Genomic DNA, 19,038 nt, shown 5'->3' on the forward strand with positions numbered 1-19,038 from the left:
CCGCAGGAGCCAGATCCAGGGCGGCCGATCGCGCGTGCGCCGTGCCCTCTACATGGCGGCGCTCAGCGCCATTCGAACCTGTGACCGCTTCAAAGCCTTCTACACAAACCTGGCAGCCCGCTCGGGTTCCAAGAAACTCGCAATCATCGCCGTCGCAAGGAAGCTCCTGGTCGTCCTCAACGCCATCATTCGAGACAAAACCGCTTTCGCATGAACACAGTTATCCATTCCGTGACTTCAAAGACGCTGCTGCGTTCCAGAATTTTGCTCCGCCGCATCGTACGCTCGAGGTCACGGCATGGATCCAAGGGTCTCCGCGACGGAGCTTCGCCCTGGGATGACGAAGTTGGGACGCTCTGGGCCAATCTCGAAGGCTTCTTCCTACGGCCGCACTTCCGGGAACCTGACCTGCTTGAGAATATGCGTCGCACCTTCGTCGATGTCGCGCACGATGGCCGCGCGCGCCCGTTTGCCGTCGCCGGTCTCGATCGCCGCTACGACTTCCTCGTGGTAGTCGATTTCGAGGATGCCGGCGAGGTCGTCTTCGAAACCGATGCGCAGGTTCCTCAGGAAAGGACCCACCTGCATCCACACTGTTTCGATCAGGAAGATCATCTGCTCGTTGCCGCAATGGCGGTAGATCGAGAATTTGAAGTCGTGGTTCTTGCGCAGATAGTCGTCGATGTCGCCGCTGCGGGCGGCCTGGGTGAGCTCGGCGCAATGACGGCGGATGGCGCGCAGATTGTTGCCGTTGATGAGTTTGGTGGCGAGCTCGGTGGCCGTGCCTTCCAGAATTGTGCGCACATCGGTCAGCTGCTGGAAGCGATCGGCCGAGATGGTCGGGACCTCGACGCTGCCGTTCGGCATCGGGCTCAGCGCCCTGAGCGCCTGCAGCCGCATGAAGGCGCTGCGCACTGGCATATCGCTGGTGCCGAGCTCCTTGGCGAGCTTGCGCGAGGTCAGCTTCTGGCCGGGCTGGAGCTGACCCGACATCAGCGCCCGCACCAGTTCCAGATAGACTTTCTCATGCAGGGGTACCGTGTCGAGGGCAGTCAGTCCGAATTGTGTTTTGTCGGCCATTGGCTAAGCGCTACGTCATCCGTCCCTGAATCTGTTTAGCCGCTCTGTCTGCAACCAGGATACTTGGCCGGCGGTTTTCGAGCCGCACGATAGACGGTTAACGCGCGCTGCGGCAAGTGAGGCCAGGACCGCATCCCGGCTGACCCAATGGCGGCGTGGTCTCCCGTCTGCGCGGCATCATGCGCGCCGTGGAGCGGATCGCGCTGAGCGTCCGCTAGTCGATCCGGGCGTCGATGATCTCGACGAAGCGCGCGAAGAGACCTGCCTGCGACTTGATCTTGAGTTTGCGGTAGATGTTGCGGCGATGGACCTTCACGGTCCCCGGCACGATCCTGAGCGCTCGTGCGATCGATTCCGTGGAGTGGCCCTGAAGCACCAGGTCGACGACCTGCTTCTCGCGCGAGGTCAGCGACAGGCTCTTCCAGATATGCGCGCGATCCAACTCGTTGGCCGTCGCGACGGGTACGCCCGGCGGCGCAACGCTGGTCTCGTCGGCAGGCAAAGCAGGCCAGCGCAGCCGGCAAAGGCCGACCACCGCCGGCGCCATGTCGCGCAGCAACCTGGCGTCGGCGGTGCCGAACGGCCCGGAGGCGCGCAGCCGCATCAGAGACAGCACCAGCGCGTCCTTGCCGGCCAGCGGAACGAAGAAGCCGACCTCCTCGGCGAGCCGGGTCTGGCTGTAATAGGAGCGGTAGTATTCGCTGGCATAGAAGCGGTCCGGCGCAAGCTCGCGCATGCGCCAGAACCCTTCCTTGCGCTCGACCGCGGCGTGATGGAAGGGGTCGAGCAGATAGGGCCCTTCCTGATAGAGCGCGACGAAGATGTGGCTTTCGGCCGGCGAGAAGGTCTCGAACAAGAGCGGCGGCCGCGCAGCACCGCGATAGCCGAAGATCACGCAGTGATCGAAGGGCACATGCCCGCGCAGCCAGCCGACGATCGCCTTGCCGAAATGGTCGCCGCCGGTCTCGCGCGTCGCGGCGATCACGGTGGCTAAAGCGTTGTAGTCGTCGCTGCGGGAGGCGGCCAATGCATACCCCTCTGAACGATAAAATCAGCTAAATATACCACCCGCGAGGTATATACTAGTCGCCATTGGCTCTGCTAGCGTCGCGAAAATTGCCTCACGCTGTCGCTGGAGCCCGTGGCTTGACTGCAGTGCCCGATATCGAGTTTCGCGCGGTCACCAAGCGCTATGGCGCCGTCACGGCGGTCAGCGGCATCGACCTTGCCATCCCGCCCTCCGCTTTCGTCGCGCTGCTCGGACCCTCCGGCTGCGGTAAGACGACGTGCCTGCGCATGATCGGCGGCTTCGAGCAGCCGAGCGAAGGTCAGGTGCTGATCCGCGGCCGCGACATGGCCGGCACGCCGCCCTATCGGCGCCCGGTCAACATGGTGTTCCAGCAATATGCGCTGTTTCCGCATCTGGATGTCGAGGAAAACATCTCCTACGGGCTGCGCCAGGCGAGGCCGCGTTTGTCGTCCCGCGAGATCGGCTTGAAGGCGGGCGAGGCGCTGGCCATGGTGCAACTCGCCGGCTACGGACGCCGCAAGATCCATGAGCTTTCCGGCGGCCAGCAACAGCGCGTCGCGCTCGCCCGCGCGCTGGTCAACAAGCCGGCGGTGCTTCTTCTCGACGAGCCGCTGGCGGCGCTCGACAAGAAGCTGCGTACCGACATGCAGATCGAACTGCAGAACCTGCAACGCGAGATCGGCATCACCTTCGTGCTGGTCACCCACGACCAGGAGGAAGCGCTGTCGATGAGCGACTTCGTCTGCGTCATGAATGGCGGCCGCGTTGTCCAGCTTGGCCAGCCGAGCGAGATCTACGACGAGCCGGCGGACCTGTTCGTCGCCGATTTCGTCGGCAAGACCAATCTCATCAGCGGCAAGGTGGCTGGCCTTTCCGGCGATCTCGTCGACATCGCGCTCGCCGACGGCACGGTGATTTCCGCGCGCAAGCGGGTGCCGCTCCGCCGCGGCGAGGCCGTCTCGGTTAGCCTGCGGCCGGAATCGCTCAGCCTCTCCGCACCCGGAGGCGGCAGCCTGAAGGGCATCGTCCGCAACCGGATTTTCCTCGGCTCGACCGCGGAATACGCGATCGAGGTCCAGGGCATCGGATCACTGCTCGCCAAGGCCGATCACCTGATCGGTCAGGGCAACCTTTTCAAGCCGGGCGAACCCGTCGCTATCGGCTTTGCCGCCGGAGCGCCGCTGGCGTTTCCGGGAGCCAAGAACAACGGGACCAACCAGAGGGAAGACCAACATGTCGAAATCCTATCGTGACGGACTGCCGATAAGCCCCGAAAAATTTGTCGACCAGCTGATGCGCCTGAAGCGCGGCTCGATCAGCCGGCGCGACTTCCTCGGCCTCACCGGCCTTGGTGTCGCGACCGCGGTGATGGCGCGCGAGCTCGGCATCATGCCGACGCCGGCCCTTGCCGCCGAGAACCTCGGCGACCGCATGTCGATCGCCACCTGGCCGAACTACCACGATCCGCAGACATTCGAGAATTTCAAGGCCGAGACCGGCGTCGCCGTCGAGGTCAACGTCTTCGGCTCGAACGAGGAGATGCTGGCCAAGCTGCAGGCCGGCGGCTCGGGCTGGAGCCTGTTCGTGCCGACCAACTACACCATCTCGACCTACAAGAAGCTCGGCATCATCGAGCCGCTGGACATGGCCAAGCTCGGCAATTTCGACGGCACCAAGGAAGACGCGCGCTTCACCGCCGAAGGCACGATCGACGGGACGATCTACGCCGTGCCGAAGAACTGGGGCACGACCGGCTTCGCGGTTAATACCAAGAAGCTTACCAAGCCGATGTCGAGCTGGAAGGAGTTCTGGGATACGGCGATGGCGGAAGGCGACGGCCGCACCATGGTGCATGACTACCAGCTCACCACCATTGGCAATGCGCTCAAATATTACGGCTATTCCTTCAATTCGCTGAAGCAGGACGAGCTCGCCAAGGCCGAGGAATTGCTGCTCAAGGTCAAGCCGCATCTGTTCGCGGTGTCGAGCGACTATCAGCCCGGAATGCGCGCCGGCGATGCCTGGATGACGATGTGCTGGACCAATGACGGCGCGCAGCTCCATCGCGACATCCCCGAGATCGCCTATGTGCTCGGCAAGGAAGGCGGCGAGATCTGGACCGACTTCTACTCCATCCCGAAGGATGCCCCGAACAAGCCGGCCGGCTATGCGCTGCTTAACTACCTGATGAACCCGAAGGTCGCGGTGAAGGAGCATCTGGCCAATGGCGCGCCCTCGACCGACGCGCGGGTCAACGCGCTGCTGCCGAAGGAGGTTCTCGACAATCCGATCCTCTATCCGGCCGCCGATCTGCTCAAGCCGCTTGAGTTCGGTGCCGCAGCGACCCTCACCGATCCGGGCCGCGCCGAGCTGATGGCGCGCTTCAAAGCCGCGTGAGGCAAAGCACCAACTCCAGTCAGGTTCGTGCCGCCGGCGGGCAGATGCCCGCCGGTGCCGAAGCGGCTTTCTCGATGCGCGGCAGTCTCTTTCGCAAAAATCTCCTGACGGCATTGCTGCTCGCCCCGGCGACGCTGTGGCTTGTCGTGTTCCTGGTCCTGCCGTTCATCGCCATCGCCATCTTCAGCGTCGGCGAGCGGGCGCCCGAGGGCGGCTACCAGGCCGCGCTGACATTCGCGCAATACGCTAACCTGCCGGCGCGGGCGACTGCCTTCTGGAACACGATGGTGCTGGCGCCTGTCGGTGCGTTCGCCTGCCTGCTCGTCGCCTATCCCGTCGCCTATTATCTGGCGCTGCGCGCGCCGCAGCGCTGGCGGCTCATCCTGCTCGCGCTGATCGTCATCCCGTTCTGGACCAGCCTTCTGATGCGAACCTATGCCTGGATGTACATCCTTGGCGGGCGCGGCATTCCGGCCCTGCTTGCCTATGTCGGCATCGAGGATCTCAGGCTGATCAACACGCCGGGCGCGGTGCTGCTCGGCATCGTCTACGGCTATCTGCCGCTGATGATCCTGCCGATCTATGTCAGCCTGGAGCGGCTGGACCGCCGGCTGCTGGAGGCAGCCGCCGATCTCGGCGCGACGCCCTTGTCGACCTTTCTCGGCGTCACGCTGAGGCTATCGCTGCCCGGCGTCATGACCGGCTTCTCGCTGGTCATGATCCTGCTGCTCGGCGAATATCTGATCCCGACGCTGCTCGGCGGCGGCAAGGTGTTCTTCATCGGCAACGCGCTGGTCGACCTATTCCTGCAGTCGCGCAACTGGCCGTTCGGATCGGCGATCGCCATCACGCTGGTGCTTGCCTCGGTGGTGGTGCTGATCGTCGCCAACCGCATCTCGACCCGGCTCTCCGGCGCCCGCCGCGTGGATCTGATCTGATGCGCGCCTTCGTCGTTGCCGTCTTTGGCTTCCTCTATCTGCCGATCGCGCTGGTCGTGCTGTTCTCCTTCAATGCCGGGCAACACGCGAGCGAGTTCACCGGATTCTCGGTGCAATGGTACGGCAAGGCGCTGTCGAACCCGTTCCTGGTCGAGGCGCTGAAGAACAGCCTGTTCATCGCCACCACCAGCGCGCTGCTCGCAGCTGTCTGCGGCACTGCCGCCGCGCTCGGGCTGCAGCGCGTCGGTGCGCGGACAAGGGCGCTCTTCGATGCGCTGCTGGGCGCAGCCATCGTCGTTCCCGGCGTCGTCATCGGCATCTCGACGCTGGTCGCGCTGGTGCAGCTCTTTGCCGTCGTCAATCCGTTCCTCGCCTCGTTGTGGCCGACCGACCAGCCGCCGCGCCTGGCGCTCGGCTATGGCTCGATCATCGCCGCGCACGGCCTGTTCTCGATGGCGCTGGTCACGATGATCGTCGGCACGCGGCTCAGCAGCCTCGACCGCAACCTCGTCGAGGCATCGAGCGATCTCTACGCCACGCCACTGACAACGTTCCGCTCGATCGTGCTGCCGCAGGTCATGCCGGCGGTGATCGCCGGCTTCCTGCTTGCCTTCACCTTCTCCTTCGACGACTTCATCATCGCCTTCTTCGTCGCCGGCGCGCAGACGACCCTGCCGATCTATGTCTTTGCCTCGATCCGGCGCGGCGTCACGCCGGAGATCAACGCCATCGCCACGATCGTGCTTGCCGCCTCGGTCCTGCTCGTCCTGCTCGCGCAATGGCAGCTCGGCCGGCGAAAACCATCGCCTTGAAAGACAAGTCCATGATTCTAAAAGATCGTATTGCCGTGGTGACTGGCGCCGGGTCGGGCATCGGGCGCGCCGGCGCCATGATCATGGCGCGGGAAGGCGCGGTCGTGGTGATCGCCGATCGCGATCCGGCGGCCGGCGAAGCCACGGCGTCGGACATCCGCGAAGCCGGCGGCCGCGCCGAGGCGGTCGCGACCGATGTTGGCAACGACACGGCGGTCGAGGGCCTCATCGCCGGAACGCTGGAGAAGCATGGCCGGATCGACATCCTGCACAGCCATGCCGGCATCCAGGTCGGCGGCCCGCTGACCGAAGTCAGCACCGACGGCATGGATGCCTCGTGGCGGATCAATGTGCGGGCGCAGTTCCTCGCCGCCAAGACCGTCATGCCGGCGATGATCGCGCAGGGCGGCGGCGTCATCCTCAACACTGCGTCCAATTCCGGCGTCTTCTACGACCGCGAGATGATCGCCTATGCCACGTCCAAGCACGCGGTGGTGGCCATGACCAGGCAGATGTCGCTCGACTACGCCAAGCACAATGTGCGAATCAACGCGCTCTGTCCGGGCTGGGTGGACACGCCATTCAATGAGCCGTTCATCACGCAGATGGGCGGGCGCGATGCGATCGAAGACTATGTCCGCACCAAGATCCCGATGGGGCGCTGGGCGAGCGCGGAGGAGATCGCCGAGGCCATCCTGTTCCTCGTCTCCGATCGCTCGTCCTTCATGACCGGCCAAGCGCTGGTCGTCGACGGCGGCGAAAGCATCGGTTGAGTGCTGGTCTAGAAGCGCGAGGAGTGTGGCGAGTGAAGCAGACTTGCCTCAGAAGCGGCGATCGGTCAAACCATAGGCCAGGTTCCTCGATGAGGCTTGTCGTGCAAATGGCAAAGAGACTCTCCCGCTCTCGGCCGTTTTCGGCCGCAAGAAACCGCGCTTCGGCGGGGCATCACTAGTCATGCGCTGCTGCCGGCACGAGAACCTGCAACGCGCGGAGGAGACCAAGGTCGGCTCGCACGTCGTTCGTGACGGCTGGACCGAAGGGGTATGCGGTGCGCTCGATCCGGCCCGTGGGCCGGCCATCAGGCGGGCGTCCGTCATTCAGAAAACGTAGCTTACTCAACGCTCAAACCGAAAACGGACGTGCCCGCCGAAGCGATTTCTCCTTCCTACGGACATGACCGATGCCTGACAAACAAGACTTTTCACCCTCCAGCAGCGCCGATCCGCAAAGCTGGCTGACGACGCATGGAATAAGCGAGGTCGAATGCCTCGTGCCAGACGTCAACGGCGTGCTGCGCGGCAAGGCCTTGCCGGCGGCCAAGTTCATCAAGTCGCTCGAAGACCGGGCCCTCTATTTGCCGAGCAGCGCCTTTCTGGTCGCCATCGACGGCCGCTATTCCGGCTCCATCGACGAAGGCTTTGCCTATCAGGACCCCGACATGCGCATGGTGCCGGACCTGTCGACGCTCAGCCTTGCGCCCGGCGGGGGTGCCGGCAAGGCCTATGTCTTTGCCGACACCTTCCACATGGACGGCCGGCCCTGGATGGCTTCGCCGCGCCATGTGTTGAGGGCCGTGCTTGAGCTCTACCGCCGGCGCGGCTGGCGCGCGGTGATGGCGCCGGAGCTGGAGTTCTATCTCACGGCACCCAATCCCGATCCGGACCGGCCGCTGACCGCGCCGGTCGGGCGCAACGGCCGGCCGGAAAGGGTGCAGCATCCCTACGATATGCAGGCGCTGGAGGAGTTCAAAGAGGTGACGCGCCGCCTCTACGACCACGCCGCCATCGCCGGCCTGCCGCTCGACACGCTGATCCATGAATCGGGCACGGCGCAGCTCGAGATCAACTTCCTGCATGGCGACCCGCTGGCGCTGGCCGACAAGGTGCTTTTGTTCAAGCGCATGGCAAGGCAGGCGGCGCAGGCGAGCGGCATGCACGCCACCTTCATGGCGAAGCCGATCGCCGCGCAGGCCGGCAGCTCGATGCATCTGCACATGTCGATCGTCGACGAGAGAGGCGAGCCGTTGTTTGCCGACAAGGACGGCGAGGACAGCGAGATGTTCGCACACTTCATCGGCGGCCTGCAGAAATACATTCCCGAGGTGATGCCGCTGTTTGCACCCAATGTGAACTCGTATCGCCGCCTCCGGCCTGGGCACAGCGCCCCGGCCAACATCGAATGGTCGCACGACAACCGCTCTTGCGGCCTGCGCATGCCGATGGGTGGGCGCGCCGCGAGGCGGGTCGAGAACCGGCTGCCCGGCGCCGATGCCAATCCGTACCTCGCCATGGCCGGCTCGCTGATTGCCGGCTATCTCGGCGTCGAGGAGAAGCTCGCCCGCTCGCCGGAAGCCTTTGGCAATGCCTATCGCAGCCCAAGCACGCTGCCCAAGACCATGGAGGAAGCGCTCGACCGTTTTGCCGCCTGCGAACCAGTGCGGGCGCTGCTCGGCGAGGATGTCTTCCAGACCTATCTGCGCGTGAAGAGCGTCGAGCTTGATCTGTTCCAGACCGTGGTCACGTCGTGGGAACGCGACCATCTGCTGCTCAAGGTGTGACCATGGCTTCCACGGGTTTCAATTCCGGTCTCGATATTGGCAAGTCCTATTATGTCGCCACCGCCAATCCGGCGCCGGACCATCCGGCGCTCGTCGGCGATGTCGAAGCCGACCTGGTGGTCATCGGTGGCGGCTGCACCGGCCTGTCGGCGGCCCTTCACGCAGCAGAGCGCGGCCTGAAAGTGGTGCTGCTCGAAGGCGGCAAGATCGGCTGGGGCGCCTCCGGACGCAATGGCGGCCAGATGATCCCCGGCCTGCGCAAGGGCGCCAAGGAGCTGGTCAAGGCATTCGGCAAGGAACGGGCGAAGGCGCTGTTCGACCTCGCCTTCGAGGCGCGGGGTCTGGTGCTCGACATCATCGAGCGCCACGGCATCGAGTGTGACCTGCGCCTGACCGGCCATCTGGTCGGCGCGGTCAACGGCTCGGACATGCGCGACTTCGAGGAGGAGGCCGAATGCCTCGCCAAGGTGATGAATTTTCCGCATGTCGAGATACTGTCGGCGGCGGAAGCGCGGCGAATGGTTGACACGCCCTATCACGGCGCATCCTTCGAGAAGCTCGGCGGCCACATGCATCCGCTCAACTACACGCTGGGGCTTGCGCGCGCCGCTTCCGCAGTAGGTGTTGCCATCCACGAGAACTCGGTCGCGATGCGGCTGGAGCGCGAGCCGTCCATCCGGGTCTTGACCGACAAGGGTTCGGTTAGCGCCCGGCATGTCGTGCTGGCCGGCGATGCGTTGCTCGAGGGGCTGGAGCCGCGCGTCAACAGCCGCATCATGCCGATCGGCAACTACATCGTCGCCACCGAACCACTGGAGGGCACGCGCAATGTCATCCCGTCCAATGCTGCGGTTTCGGACACGCTGTTCGTGGTCAACTACTACCGCATGTCGGCGGACGGCCGCCTGCTGTTCGGCGGCGGCGAGCGCTACACGCCTTCGCCGCCGGCCGATATCGCCGGCTTCGTGCGGCCGCATATGGAAAAGACCTTTCCGCAGCTCAAGGGCTGCCGGATCGATCATGCCTGGGGCGGCCTGGTGTCGGTGACGACGTCGCGCCTGCCGCATGTCGGGCATTATGGCGAGGTCTATTTCGCGCATGGCTATTCCGGCAAGGGCGTCATCCTGTCGACGCTGTCCGGCAAGCTGCTTGCGGAAGCGATCACCGGTGACGCCTCGCGGCTCGATCTGTTCTCGACGCTGACGCCGCTGCCGTTCCCCGGCGGCACGGCGCTGCGCGGGCCGCTCTATGTGCTCGGCATGCTGTGGTACGCGATGCGCGATCGGCTGAGGCATTGAAGCGCCGGCGTCCCGGCGGAGCCGGTGCAGCCAATTGGCCTCTTAGGCTGGAAACAGGAATGCCGAAGCGGGATCGAAGAAGATCTGTCGGCTCGAAGCGGCAGCGGTGCCGTCCGGCTCCGCGGCGTCCGAGGTCGGCCTGAGGTCGATTTCCTCGCCCGACGCAGTGCGCGCCACGACGCGGCGGCGATCACCGAAAAAGGCGGCGTCGATGATCTCGACGGCGAGCGAGGCGTTCCCCGGCACGGGCGTCAGGCGGAAAGCTTCCGGCCGCACCATCAGCCTGGCCTTCTGGCCACGGTCGAGCTTATGGGTCGCTTTCACGCCCTTGACGATCGAGCCGTCGGCCAGCCGCACCACGGCAGTGCCGTTCTGCGTTTCGAGATGCTCGGCCGGCAGGAAATTGGAGTTGCCGATGAAGCCGGCGACGAATTCGTTCTCAGGTCTCAGATAGAGGTCCTCACCGGTGCCGATCTGCGCGATGCGTCCGCTCCTGAACAGGGCGATCCGATCGGAAAGATGCAGAGCCTCTTCCTGGTCGTGCGTGACATAAAGGATGGTGACGCCCGTCTCGCGGTGGATGCGGCGGATCTCGGCCTGGATTTCCTGGCGCAGCTTCTTGTCTAGCGCCGACAGCGGCTCGTCCATCAGAAGGATCGGCGGATCGTAGGCGAGCGCGCGGGCAAGGGCGACGCGCTGCTGCTGGCCGCCCGACAGCGCGCCCGGATAGCGGTCGGCGAAACTGTCGAGGCGCACCAGCGCCAGCATGTCGGCGACCTTGCGCTTCACCTCGCTGTCCGGCCTGCGGCGCACGCGCAGCGGAAACGCCACGTTCTCGGCAACGCTCAGATGCGGAAACAGCGTGTAGCGCTGGAAGACCATGCCGATGTTGCGTTTGTGGGAAGGCACGGCAAGCAGCGACTTGTCTTCGAGCAGCACGTCGCCCGACGTCGGATCCTGGAACCCGGCGATCGCATAGAGCGTCGTCGACTTGCCGGAGCCCGAGGGACCGAGGAACGTCAGGAATTCGCCCTTGGGCACATCGATGGTGACGTCGTGGACGGCGACGAAGCCGCCGAACGTCTTTCGCACCGCGCGTATGGAGAGGAATGGCCGGGTCATCTGGAGAGTTTTCTGCGAAGGAGTGCGGTCACGATCATCAGGCACAGCGTGAGGCCGACGAGCAGGCTGGAAGCGGCGGCGACGACCGGGCTGAGGTCGGCGCGCAGGCTGCCCCAGATCTTGACCGGCAAGGTCTGCAAGGTCGGGCTCGCCATGAAGATCGCCACCACCACCTCGTCCCAGGAGGCGAGGAAGGAAAAGATCGCGGCCGAGAAGATGCCGATGCGGATCGAGGGCAGAGTGATCTGAAGCCTCGCCTGCAGCGGACTTGCGCCGCAGACGATCGCCGCATCCTCGATGGATTTGTCGAAGCCCTCGAGCGCGGTTGCGATCGGAATGATGGCGAAAGGCAGCGCCAGGATGGTGTGGGCGATGACGAAGCCGGTCGTGGTGCCGGCAAGGCCGATGCGCAGGAAGAAGGCGTAAATGGCGATGGCGAAGACCACGACCGGCAGCACCATCGGCGTCAAGAGCAGCCCGCGCAGCAACTGCCGGCCGCGAAACTCGCCCCTGACCAGGCTGAAGGATGCAAGCAGGCCGATCAGCACCGCGAGGACGGCGGCCATCGCGGCGATGCGTGCGCTGGTCAAAGCGGCGTCGATCCATGCCGGATCGGCGAGCAGTTCCTGGTACCACTTCAGCGTCCAGCCGGGCGGCGGAAAGGCCAGCCAGCGCGACGAGCCGAACGACAGCAGGATGATGAAGACCACCGGCAGCAGAAGGAAAGCGGCGACAAGCGCGGTGAAACCGGCAAGTGCCGCGCGCAGCCATCCGAGCCGGTCGTAGTCGAGCAGCATCTCAGAGGCCTCCGGCCAAGCGCCTGGCGCCGACCAGGCGAAGCTGGATCGCGTAGAGCGCCATGGTGACGGCAAGCAGGACGAAGGCGGCGGCACTGCCCAGCCCCCAGTTGAGCAGCGACTGCACCGTCTGGGCGATCATCTCGGCAAGCATCATGTTCGACGTGCCGCCAAGCAGCGCGGGCGTCACGAAATAGCCGAGCGACATGACGAAGACCATCAGCCCGCCGGCGGCGATGCCGGGAAGCGACAGCGGCAGGAGGATGCGGCGGAACGCCTGGAGCGGGCCTGCGCCGCAAAGGGCGGCGGCGCGCAGCGTCATCGGGTCGATGGCGCGCAGCGTGCCGACCAGCGGCAGGATCATGAACGGCAGCATGATGTAGACCATGCCGATGGTGACGCCAGTCAGATTGTTGATGAGCGGCAACGGCTCGTGGATGATGCCGATGCCCATCAGCGCGCGGTTGATCACGCCGGTGCGCTGCAAAAGCACCATCCAGGCGTAGGTGCGGGTGAGGAGGTTGGTCCACATCGACAGGATGATGATGCCGAAGACGATCGAGCCGAGCGCCGGCGGCATGATCGCCAGCATCCAGGCGACCGGAAATGCCACGACGATGGTCACAAACGTGACAACGGCGGCGACCAGAAAGGTGTTGAGGAACACCCGCACATAGGTGCCGCTGCCGAAGAGCGCGGCGTAGTTCTGCAGGCCGGGCTCGGGATCGGTGACGCTGCGCAGCAGCAAGGCGACCACCGGTACGATGAAGAACAGGCCGACCAGCGCGAGCGCCGGCAAGGCGCCGCCGCTATCGGCCGGCAGGCCGGCAAAAGATTGGCGTCTGAAAGCGCTTCCCGTCATGGAACGTCCCTTTCAAACGGGGCGCGTTGCCGCGCCCCGTTCCTACTGGCAGCGGCTTACTTGGTCTGCCAGGCGTACCAGCGCGTGGCGATCTCGTCGCGATGCTCGGCCCAGTAGTTCATGTCGAGATTGATCTGGCCGTCGACATGGGCGTCGGGCAGGCCCTTGACCGCGTCGGCGGGCATCTCGGCCTTGGCCTCGGTATTGATCGGCGCGTAGCCGCTCGCCTCGGCGAACTTCGCCTGGCCGGTCGGGCTGGTAGCCGCGGCGAGGAACTTCATGGCGCTGTCCTTGTTCTTGGCGCCCTTCGGCACGACGAGAACGTCGGCGGCGGTGAGGTTCTGGTTCCATGAGACGCCGACATCGGCGCCGTCCTTCTCCAGCGCGAAGACACGGCCGTTCCAGAGCTGGCCGAAGGCGGCTTCGCCCGAAGCGATGAGCTGCTGCGACTCCGCGCCGCCGCCCCACCAGACGATGTCCGACTTGATGGTGTCGAGCTTCTTGAAGGCGCGGTCGAGATCGAGCGGATAGAGCTTGTCCGCCGGCACGCCGTCGGCGAGCAGCGCGATCTCGATTACGCCCGGCGCCGACCATTTGTAGAAGGTTCGTTTGCCGGGAAACTTCTTGGTGTCGAACATGTCGGCCCAGCTCGTCGGTTCGCCCGAGACGGCGCCCTTGTTCCAGGCAAGCACGAAGGAATAGTAGAAGCTGCCGACGGCGTGCTCGTTGCTGAAGCGCGGGTCGAGATCGGCCTTCGGCACGGCCGCGAAGTCGATCGGTTCGAGCAGTCCGTCCTTCGCCGCCTTGATGGCGAAGTCCATCTCGACGTCGACCACATCCCAGGTGACGTTCTTGGCGTCGACCATGGCTTTCAGCTTGCCATAGTCGGTCGGGCCGTCCTGCAGCACTTTGATGCCGGAGCTGGCCGTGAACGGCTCGGCCCAGGATTTGGTCTGCGCCTCCTGCGTGGTGCCGCCCCAGCTGGTGAATACCATTTCGTTTGCCTTGGCGGCCGTTGCCGCCAGCAGTCCGGCGAGGACGCCGGCTAATATCAGTTTCATGTCATTCTCCTCTGATTTCTCTGTTCCGTTTCTTGTTCTTGTCAGTGCACCTTCGCCATGCCGTTCTCAGCGCATGACGAAGGGATCGGGGATCGGCTCGTCCGAGGTTTTGATCCAGACGGATTTCGAGCGCGTGTAGTCTCTGATGGCGTCGAGCCCGCCTTCGCGGCCGAGACCGGACTGGCCGTAGCCGCCGAAGGGAACCAGCGGCGAGACGGCGCGGTAGGTGTTGACCCAGACGACGCCGGCATGGATGTCGCGCGCCATGCGGTGCGCCTTGCCGAGATTCGAGGTGAAGACGCCGGAGGCGAGGCCGAAGGGCGTGTCGTTGGCGAGCGTCAGCGCCTCGGCCTCGGTATCGAAGGCAAGCACGGTGAGCACCGGGCCGAACAGTTCCTCGCGCATGCAGGCTAGCGCCTGATCCGAGGCCTCAATGATCGTCGGCGCGTAGTAGAATCCGTCCGTCCTGTCTTTGGGGCGCGCGCCGCCGGTGATCAGCCGGCCGCCGTCGGCCAGGCTGTCGGCGACAATGCTTTCGATCCGGTCGCGCTGGCGCAGCGTGGCGAGCGGTCCCATTTCGGTCGCCGGATCCTGCGGGTCGCCGATGCGGATCGCTTCGGCCTTGCGCTTCAGTCGATCGAGGAAGCTATCCTTCACCGAGCGCTCGACCAGCAGCCGGGAGCCGGCGACGCAGCTCTGGCCGGTCGCGGCAAAGATGCCGGCGACGACCGCATTGGCGGCGCTGTCGAGATCGGCGTCGGCGAAGACGACGACCGGGCTCTTGCCGCCAAGCTCGAGCGTCGTATAGGCGAGATTCTCCGCCGTGTTCCTGACGATGGCGCGCGCCGTCGTCGGACCGCCGGTGAAAGCAACGCGCGAGACCAGCGGATGGCTGGTCAGGCGCCGTCCGCAGTCCTGGCCGAAGCCGGTGAGGATGTTGACGGTGCCGGCGGGAAAGCCCGCTTTGCTGACCAGCTCGGCGAAGGCGAGCAGCGGCGCCGGGCCGTCCTCGGAGGCCTTGAGCACTACCGTGCAGCCCGCGGCCAGCGCCGGACCGAGCTTGACCGCCGAGAGGAAGAGCTGCGAGTTCCACGGCACTACCGCGGCAACGACCCCGATCGGCTCGCGGCGGATGGTCACGTCGAGATCCGTCTTGTCGATCGGCACATGGGCGCCTTCGTGCTTGTCGGCCAGCCCGCCATAGTAGCGGTAGTAGTCGCCGACATAGGCGATCTGGGCACGGGTCTCGCGGATGATCTTGCCGGTGTCGCGCGTCTCCAACTCGGCAAGGCGGCCGGCATTGGCGGCGACAAGATCGCCGAGCCTGACCAGCAGCTTGCCGCGCGCGGTCGCCGTCATCGACGCCCAAGGCCCCGAGTGCAGCGCGCGGTGCGCGGCCTCGACGGCGCGGTCGACATCGGCTTCGGTTGCCGCCGGCATCTTCGCCCATGGCGCGCCGGTCGACGGGTCGATGCTGTCGAAGGTCGCGGACGGCTCGTCGAAGCGGCCGTCGATGAAGTTCCTGAATGCGGCGTCGGTCATGGCCTTGCCCGTTCGTTCGCGATCAGATGAAGGCCGGCATCACCCGGTCGATGAACAGTTGCAGCGATTTCTTCTTGCGCTCATGCGAAAGGCCGCTGTCGATCCAGATCGAATACTGGTCGTAGCCGAGCGCCTCGTAGGCCTTGAGCCGGACGATGACTTCGTCGGCTTCGCCGATCACCAGGTTCTTGCGCATCTTGTCCGGCGCGTATTGCGGCATGGCGGCAATCTCGTCGCCGGTCAGCGGTTCCAATATGCCTTGATGCACCGGCTTCTTGTTCTGGAACCAGGAGCCGAACTGGCAATAGAAGTTCGACAGATCCTCACTGAGCCGGTCGGCATCGGCCGCATCGTCAGCGACGAAGGTGTGCATCAGGAGCATGATTTCCGGGCGCGCTATGTTCGGATGGGCGGCGCATGCGGTCTCGAAGCGCTGCATCAGGCTTGCGACCTCGTCGTCGCCGGAGGCCAGCGGCGTCACCTGCACCTTGCATTTGTTGGCGACGGCAAAGTCGTGCGAGTTCGGGTCACGCGCCGCCACCCAGATCGGCGGGTAGGGTTTTTGCAAGGGCTTGGGCGAGGAGGTAGTCGGCGGGAACTGCCAGAACTCGCCGGAGTGCTCGTAATCACCGTCCCAGAGGCCGCGGATCGCAGGGATCATCTCGCGCATTCGCTGTCCGGCGCCCCAGGCATCGAGCCCCGGGAAGACGCGCTGATATTCATAGCTGTAGGCGCCGCGCGCGATGCCGACATCCAGCCTGCCGCCGGTGATGATGTCGGTCATCGCCGCCTCGCCGGCCAGCTTAATCGGGTGCCAGAAGGGCGCGATGATGGTTCCGGTGCCAAGCCGGATGCGGCTGGTCCTGGCGGCCAGATAGGCGATGTTGATGAACGGATTGGGCGAGATGGTGAACTCCATCCCGTGATGCTCACCGATCCAGGCCGTCTCGAAGCCCGCCTCTTCGGCGAGCATCACCAGCTCTCCCAGCTCGTCCAGAAGCTCCGAATGCGGCTTGCCGAGATCCGAGCGTTCCATATGCACGAAAAGCGAGAACTTCATCCCTGGTCACCTTGATTGAGCGAAGCGGCATCGGACCGAGCGAGCGGTCGCACCTCACCTTCGACCTCGTTGCCGACATAAACGCCGAAAGCGTCCTCGGTGCATTCGCGCACATAACGGGCAAGCATGGAGCGAATGGCCGGATCGGCGATCTGCAAGCCCTCGATCGCGTCGATGTCGATCAGCCGAATGCCGCGATCGCTGGAGGCTGGCACATCGAACGTGCCGCGATAGTAGACATGCGTGCGCGATTGATTTCCAGCATCGTCCCAGACGGCATAAAGGAAGCCGAGCTGCGCTTCGATGGATTTCGCGGCAAGCAGCCCTTTGAGACTTTTGCCGTCGCCGGCCGAGCCCAGTCCTCGCCCTCTCGGCAGCTCGAACGACCCGTCCGCCGCTTCGAGGAACAGGATCCTGCCGCCATTTTCGAGGATGGCACCGACATCGGTGCCGGGCTGGGCGGCGGCGAGCGCCTCCTGGCTGAGGCCAGGTGTGATATAGGCGCCGCGGCAATAGCCGAGAGGCTGCGCGGAGTTGTGCTGGAAGTCGCGAACGCGGCCGATCAGGATCGAATGGTCTCCCGCCTCGACCAGCCGCTCCAGGTCGCAATCGAAGCAAGCGACAGAGCCGTCGAGAACCGGGCTGCCGGTCTGCCCCGGCTGCCAGGCGACGGACGCGAATTTGTCCGCCGCCTTCGACGCGAAGACGCCGGACGCGGCCTTCTGGTCTTCGCCGAGCACATTGATGGCGAAGCTTTTCGAGCTCGCGAACACCGGATGTCCGAGCGCCTTGTGGGCGATGCAGACAAGCACCAGCGGCGGATCGAGCGACACGGAGGTGAAGGAGTTGGCGGTGAAGCCGCGCGGCTCGCCTTCCGGCCCGATCGTGGTGACGATGGTGACGCCGGTGAGGAAAGAACCGAGCGCGCGGCGGAACTCGCCGCTGTCGAAGCCTGGCTGCGTTCCGTCGCCCCGGCTTGCTTCCTCGCTGAGGAAATCGGCGATGTGGCGCGTGGTGAGCTCGGAATCGGCCACCGCCATCATGTGCCTTTGGCCGGTGAGCACGGTGCAGCGGCCATGCGGCGCGAGCCTGGCCATGGCGGCCGACATTGCCGGCGAGGAGTTCCTGTCCTCAGACCCTGTCATGAACAGGGCGGGCACGGCCAGCGTCGGCAGGCGGTCGGCATGGTCGCTGTCGGCGCGGGCGAACAGGCGATAGGTGCGCGCATAGCCTTCGGGATCGACCTCGCTCAACGCCGCCGCGGTCTTTGCGGCCGCCGCCGTGAGACCGTCCGGAACCGGGTGGCCGAACCAGCGCGCAATGGTCTGCGCGGCGCCTGCGGCGTCGCCGCGTCCGGTGAGCGCTGCTGCACGCTCGCGAACGGCTTCGGCAAGTTCGGGGGGTCGGCGGAACACGGCGTTGAGCGAAACGATGCGGCTGACACGCTCCGGCGCGAGCAGAGCGAGTTCCTGCGCGACCAGCGCGCCCATCGAGTGGCCGACCACCGATACGCTTTTGAGGCCGAGATGATCGAGCAGGCGGATCGCCTGCCCAGCGTAGTCGGCCAGCTCCGGCGCCTGCGGCGGTAGCGGCGAGCGGCCGTGGCCAAGCATGTCGATGGCGATGATGTCCCAACGATCCGCCATGCGCTCGATCTGCGGCTGCCAGATCGCCGCGTTCATGCCGACGCCGTGAATGAAAAGCACCGGCGTGCCCGATCCGGCACGAATGAAGCTGGTGCCGTCGGGCGCTGCGGCCCGGGTCCATTCAAATGCGACGGCGTCAGCCATGCAGGTCCCCGAGCTCCTTGAGGTCCTGGTAACGGTCGCCGATGCGATGATGCGGCCGGCCGCCGATGGAGGCGCCAAGCGCCACCACCAGCTCGTCCGGCGCGGGCGCGTCGCCGATCTGGAAATGCACGGTCAGATAATGCGAGCGCCGGCCTTCGTCGTTCTTGTCCATCAGCGGGATCATGATCGGCGTGTTCGGTCCGCCGCGCAGGTTGGTGAAGGCAAGATAGGTCTTGGCGCCGACGGCGCGGCGATAATGGTTGCCGAAATGCAGCGTGTGGATCAGCGCCGAGGCGTGCTCGACCTCGCCCGACGTGCCGCAGATGGCGGCCTTGCCGTAGCCTTCGATCGCCTCGCCCGAACCGGCCACGGCGATGATCTCGCGGGTCAGGGTTTCTCCCAGCACCGGCGCATAGGCACGGATCTCGGGCGAAAGATCTTCGGTGAAGCCGCGTCCCGCCCAGGGGTTCGTCAGCACGGCGGCGACGCCGATCAGGCGCAGCGGCCGAGGCGCCGCCTTGCCGCCTTCGATCAGCGTGTTCTCGGTGTAGGTGACGATCTTGCGAATGGCTGGCTGCATGGAAACCTCTGTCGTGCGACGCCTGCGAAAAGCGCCATCTCCTCTATCGTCTTATGGTATACCATACTATGGAGCACCAAATACCTTGTCAACCGGCCATGGAATCTGTTTT

Annotated in this window: 18 protein-coding genes; 8 read left to right on the top strand and 10 right to left on the bottom strand. The window is 65.2% G+C overall.

Annotated features, from left to right (window positions below; translation table 11 throughout):
- The coding region (locus tag RFN28_RS01780; RefSeq protein ID WP_320285656.1) for a transposase at nucleotides 1–214 on the top strand (214 nt) is incomplete at its 5' end.
- Between the two features lie 167 nt (nucleotides 215–381).
- Here RFN28_RS01780 and RFN28_RS01785 read toward each other — a convergent pair.
- Nucleotides 382–1,080: a GntR family transcriptional regulator gene (locus RFN28_RS01785; protein ID WP_320285657.1), complete on the bottom strand. Its 699-nt coding sequence runs from the start codon at nucleotides 1,078–1,080 to the stop codon at nucleotides 382–384.
- Nucleotides 1,081–1,294: 214 nt separating this feature from the next.
- A complete protein-coding gene (locus RFN28_RS01790) occupies nucleotides 1,295–2,107 on the bottom strand; it encodes a LuxR C-terminal-related transcriptional regulator (protein WP_320285658.1) in 813 nt (270 codons plus the stop codon).
- Nucleotides 2,108–2,226: 119 nt separating this feature from the next.
- Between RFN28_RS01790 and RFN28_RS01795 the strand changes: the two genes are divergently transcribed.
- The 7 genes from RFN28_RS01795 to RFN28_RS01825 all read left to right on the top strand — a co-directional run bounded on the left by RFN28_RS01795 (nucleotide 2,227) and on the right by RFN28_RS01825 (nucleotide 10,112).
- A complete protein-coding gene (locus RFN28_RS01795; RefSeq protein ID WP_320285659.1) occupies nucleotides 2,227–3,363 on the top strand; it encodes an ABC transporter ATP-binding protein in 1,137 nt (378 codons plus the stop codon).
- Nucleotides 3,344–4,507 carry an ABC transporter substrate-binding protein gene (locus tag RFN28_RS01800; RefSeq protein WP_320285660.1) on the top strand — a complete coding sequence of 388 codons (1,164 nt, stop codon included), beginning with the start codon at nucleotides 3,344–3,346 and terminating at the stop codon, nucleotides 4,505–4,507. The genes RFN28_RS01795 and RFN28_RS01800 overlap by 20 nt, the downstream gene beginning before the upstream one ends.
- A 44-nt stretch (nucleotides 4,508–4,551) precedes the next feature.
- On the top strand, nucleotides 4,552–5,445 hold the full coding sequence (locus tag RFN28_RS01805; protein WP_430677001.1) for an ABC transporter permease: 894 nt from the start codon (nucleotides 4,552–4,554) through the stop codon (nucleotides 5,443–5,445).
- Complete coding sequence (locus RFN28_RS01810) at nucleotides 5,445–6,257, top strand: ABC transporter permease (protein WP_320285661.1); 813 nt, start codon at nucleotides 5,445–5,447, stop codon at nucleotides 6,255–6,257. The genes RFN28_RS01805 and RFN28_RS01810 overlap by 1 nt, the downstream gene beginning before the upstream one ends.
- 11 nt (nucleotides 6,258–6,268) lie before the next feature.
- Nucleotides 6,269–7,030, top strand: coding sequence for an SDR family NAD(P)-dependent oxidoreductase (locus tag RFN28_RS01815; protein ID WP_320285662.1), 762 nt, complete (start codon nucleotides 6,269–6,271; stop codon nucleotides 7,028–7,030).
- Between the two features lie 407 nt (nucleotides 7,031–7,437).
- Nucleotides 7,438–8,814: a glutamine synthetase family protein gene (locus RFN28_RS01820; RefSeq protein ID WP_320285663.1), complete on the top strand. Its 1,377-nt coding sequence runs from the start codon at nucleotides 7,438–7,440 to the stop codon at nucleotides 8,812–8,814.
- 2 nt (nucleotides 8,815–8,816) lie between these two features.
- The gene (locus tag RFN28_RS01825; RefSeq protein WP_320285664.1) at nucleotides 8,817–10,112 is read left to right on the top strand and encodes an NAD(P)/FAD-dependent oxidoreductase; all 1,296 of its coding nucleotides are present in this window, start codon (nucleotides 8,817–8,819) and stop codon (nucleotides 10,110–10,112) included.
- Between the two features lie 42 nt (nucleotides 10,113–10,154).
- Here the strand turns inward: RFN28_RS01825 and RFN28_RS01830 are convergent, their stop codons facing one another.
- The 8 genes from RFN28_RS01830 to RFN28_RS01865 form a co-directional block, all read right to left on the bottom strand.
- Nucleotides 10,155–11,234 carry an ABC transporter ATP-binding protein gene (locus RFN28_RS01830; RefSeq protein WP_320285665.1) on the bottom strand — a complete coding sequence of 360 codons (1,080 nt, stop codon included), beginning with the start codon at nucleotides 11,232–11,234 and terminating at the stop codon, nucleotides 10,155–10,157.
- The gene (locus RFN28_RS01835) at nucleotides 11,231–12,031 is read right to left on the bottom strand and encodes an ABC transporter permease (protein ID WP_320285666.1); all 801 of its coding nucleotides are present in this window, start codon (nucleotides 12,029–12,031) and stop codon (nucleotides 11,231–11,233) included. The genes RFN28_RS01830 and RFN28_RS01835 overlap by 4 nt, the downstream gene beginning before the upstream one ends.
- Nucleotide 12,032: 1 nt before the next feature.
- Nucleotides 12,033–12,893, bottom strand: a complete 861-nt coding sequence (locus RFN28_RS01840; protein ID WP_320285667.1) for an ABC transporter permease — start codon at nucleotides 12,891–12,893, stop codon at nucleotides 12,033–12,035.
- A 56-nt stretch (nucleotides 12,894–12,949) separates the two neighbouring features.
- Nucleotides 12,950–13,954 carry an ABC transporter substrate-binding protein gene (locus RFN28_RS01845; protein ID WP_320285668.1) on the bottom strand — a complete coding sequence of 335 codons (1,005 nt, stop codon included), beginning with the start codon at nucleotides 13,952–13,954 and terminating at the stop codon, nucleotides 12,950–12,952.
- A 66-nt stretch (nucleotides 13,955–14,020) separates the two neighbouring features.
- Nucleotides 14,021–15,496: an aldehyde dehydrogenase gene (locus RFN28_RS01850; RefSeq protein ID WP_320285669.1), complete on the bottom strand. Its 1,476-nt coding sequence runs from the start codon at nucleotides 15,494–15,496 to the stop codon at nucleotides 14,021–14,023.
- Between the two features lie 22 nt (nucleotides 15,497–15,518).
- A complete protein-coding gene (locus tag RFN28_RS01855; RefSeq protein WP_320285670.1) occupies nucleotides 15,519–16,556 on the bottom strand; it encodes an LLM class flavin-dependent oxidoreductase in 1,038 nt (345 codons plus the stop codon).
- The gene (locus RFN28_RS01860) at nucleotides 16,553–18,346 is read right to left on the bottom strand and encodes an alpha/beta fold hydrolase (RefSeq protein ID WP_320285671.1); all 1,794 of its coding nucleotides are present in this window, start codon (nucleotides 18,344–18,346) and stop codon (nucleotides 16,553–16,555) included. Before RFN28_RS01860 ends, RFN28_RS01855 begins: the two co-directional genes overlap by 4 nt.
- Nucleotides 18,339–18,926, bottom strand: a complete 588-nt coding sequence (locus RFN28_RS01865) for an amino acid synthesis family protein (RefSeq protein WP_320285672.1) — start codon at nucleotides 18,924–18,926, stop codon at nucleotides 18,339–18,341. The genes RFN28_RS01860 and RFN28_RS01865 overlap by 8 nt, the downstream gene beginning before the upstream one ends.
- Between the last annotated feature and the right edge of the window lie 112 nt (nucleotides 18,927–19,038).

The sequence above is a fragment of the Mesorhizobium album genome, from assembly GCF_033977205.1.
GTDB classification, from domain to species: domain Bacteria; phylum Pseudomonadota; class Alphaproteobacteria; order Rhizobiales; family Rhizobiaceae; genus Mesorhizobium; species Mesorhizobium album.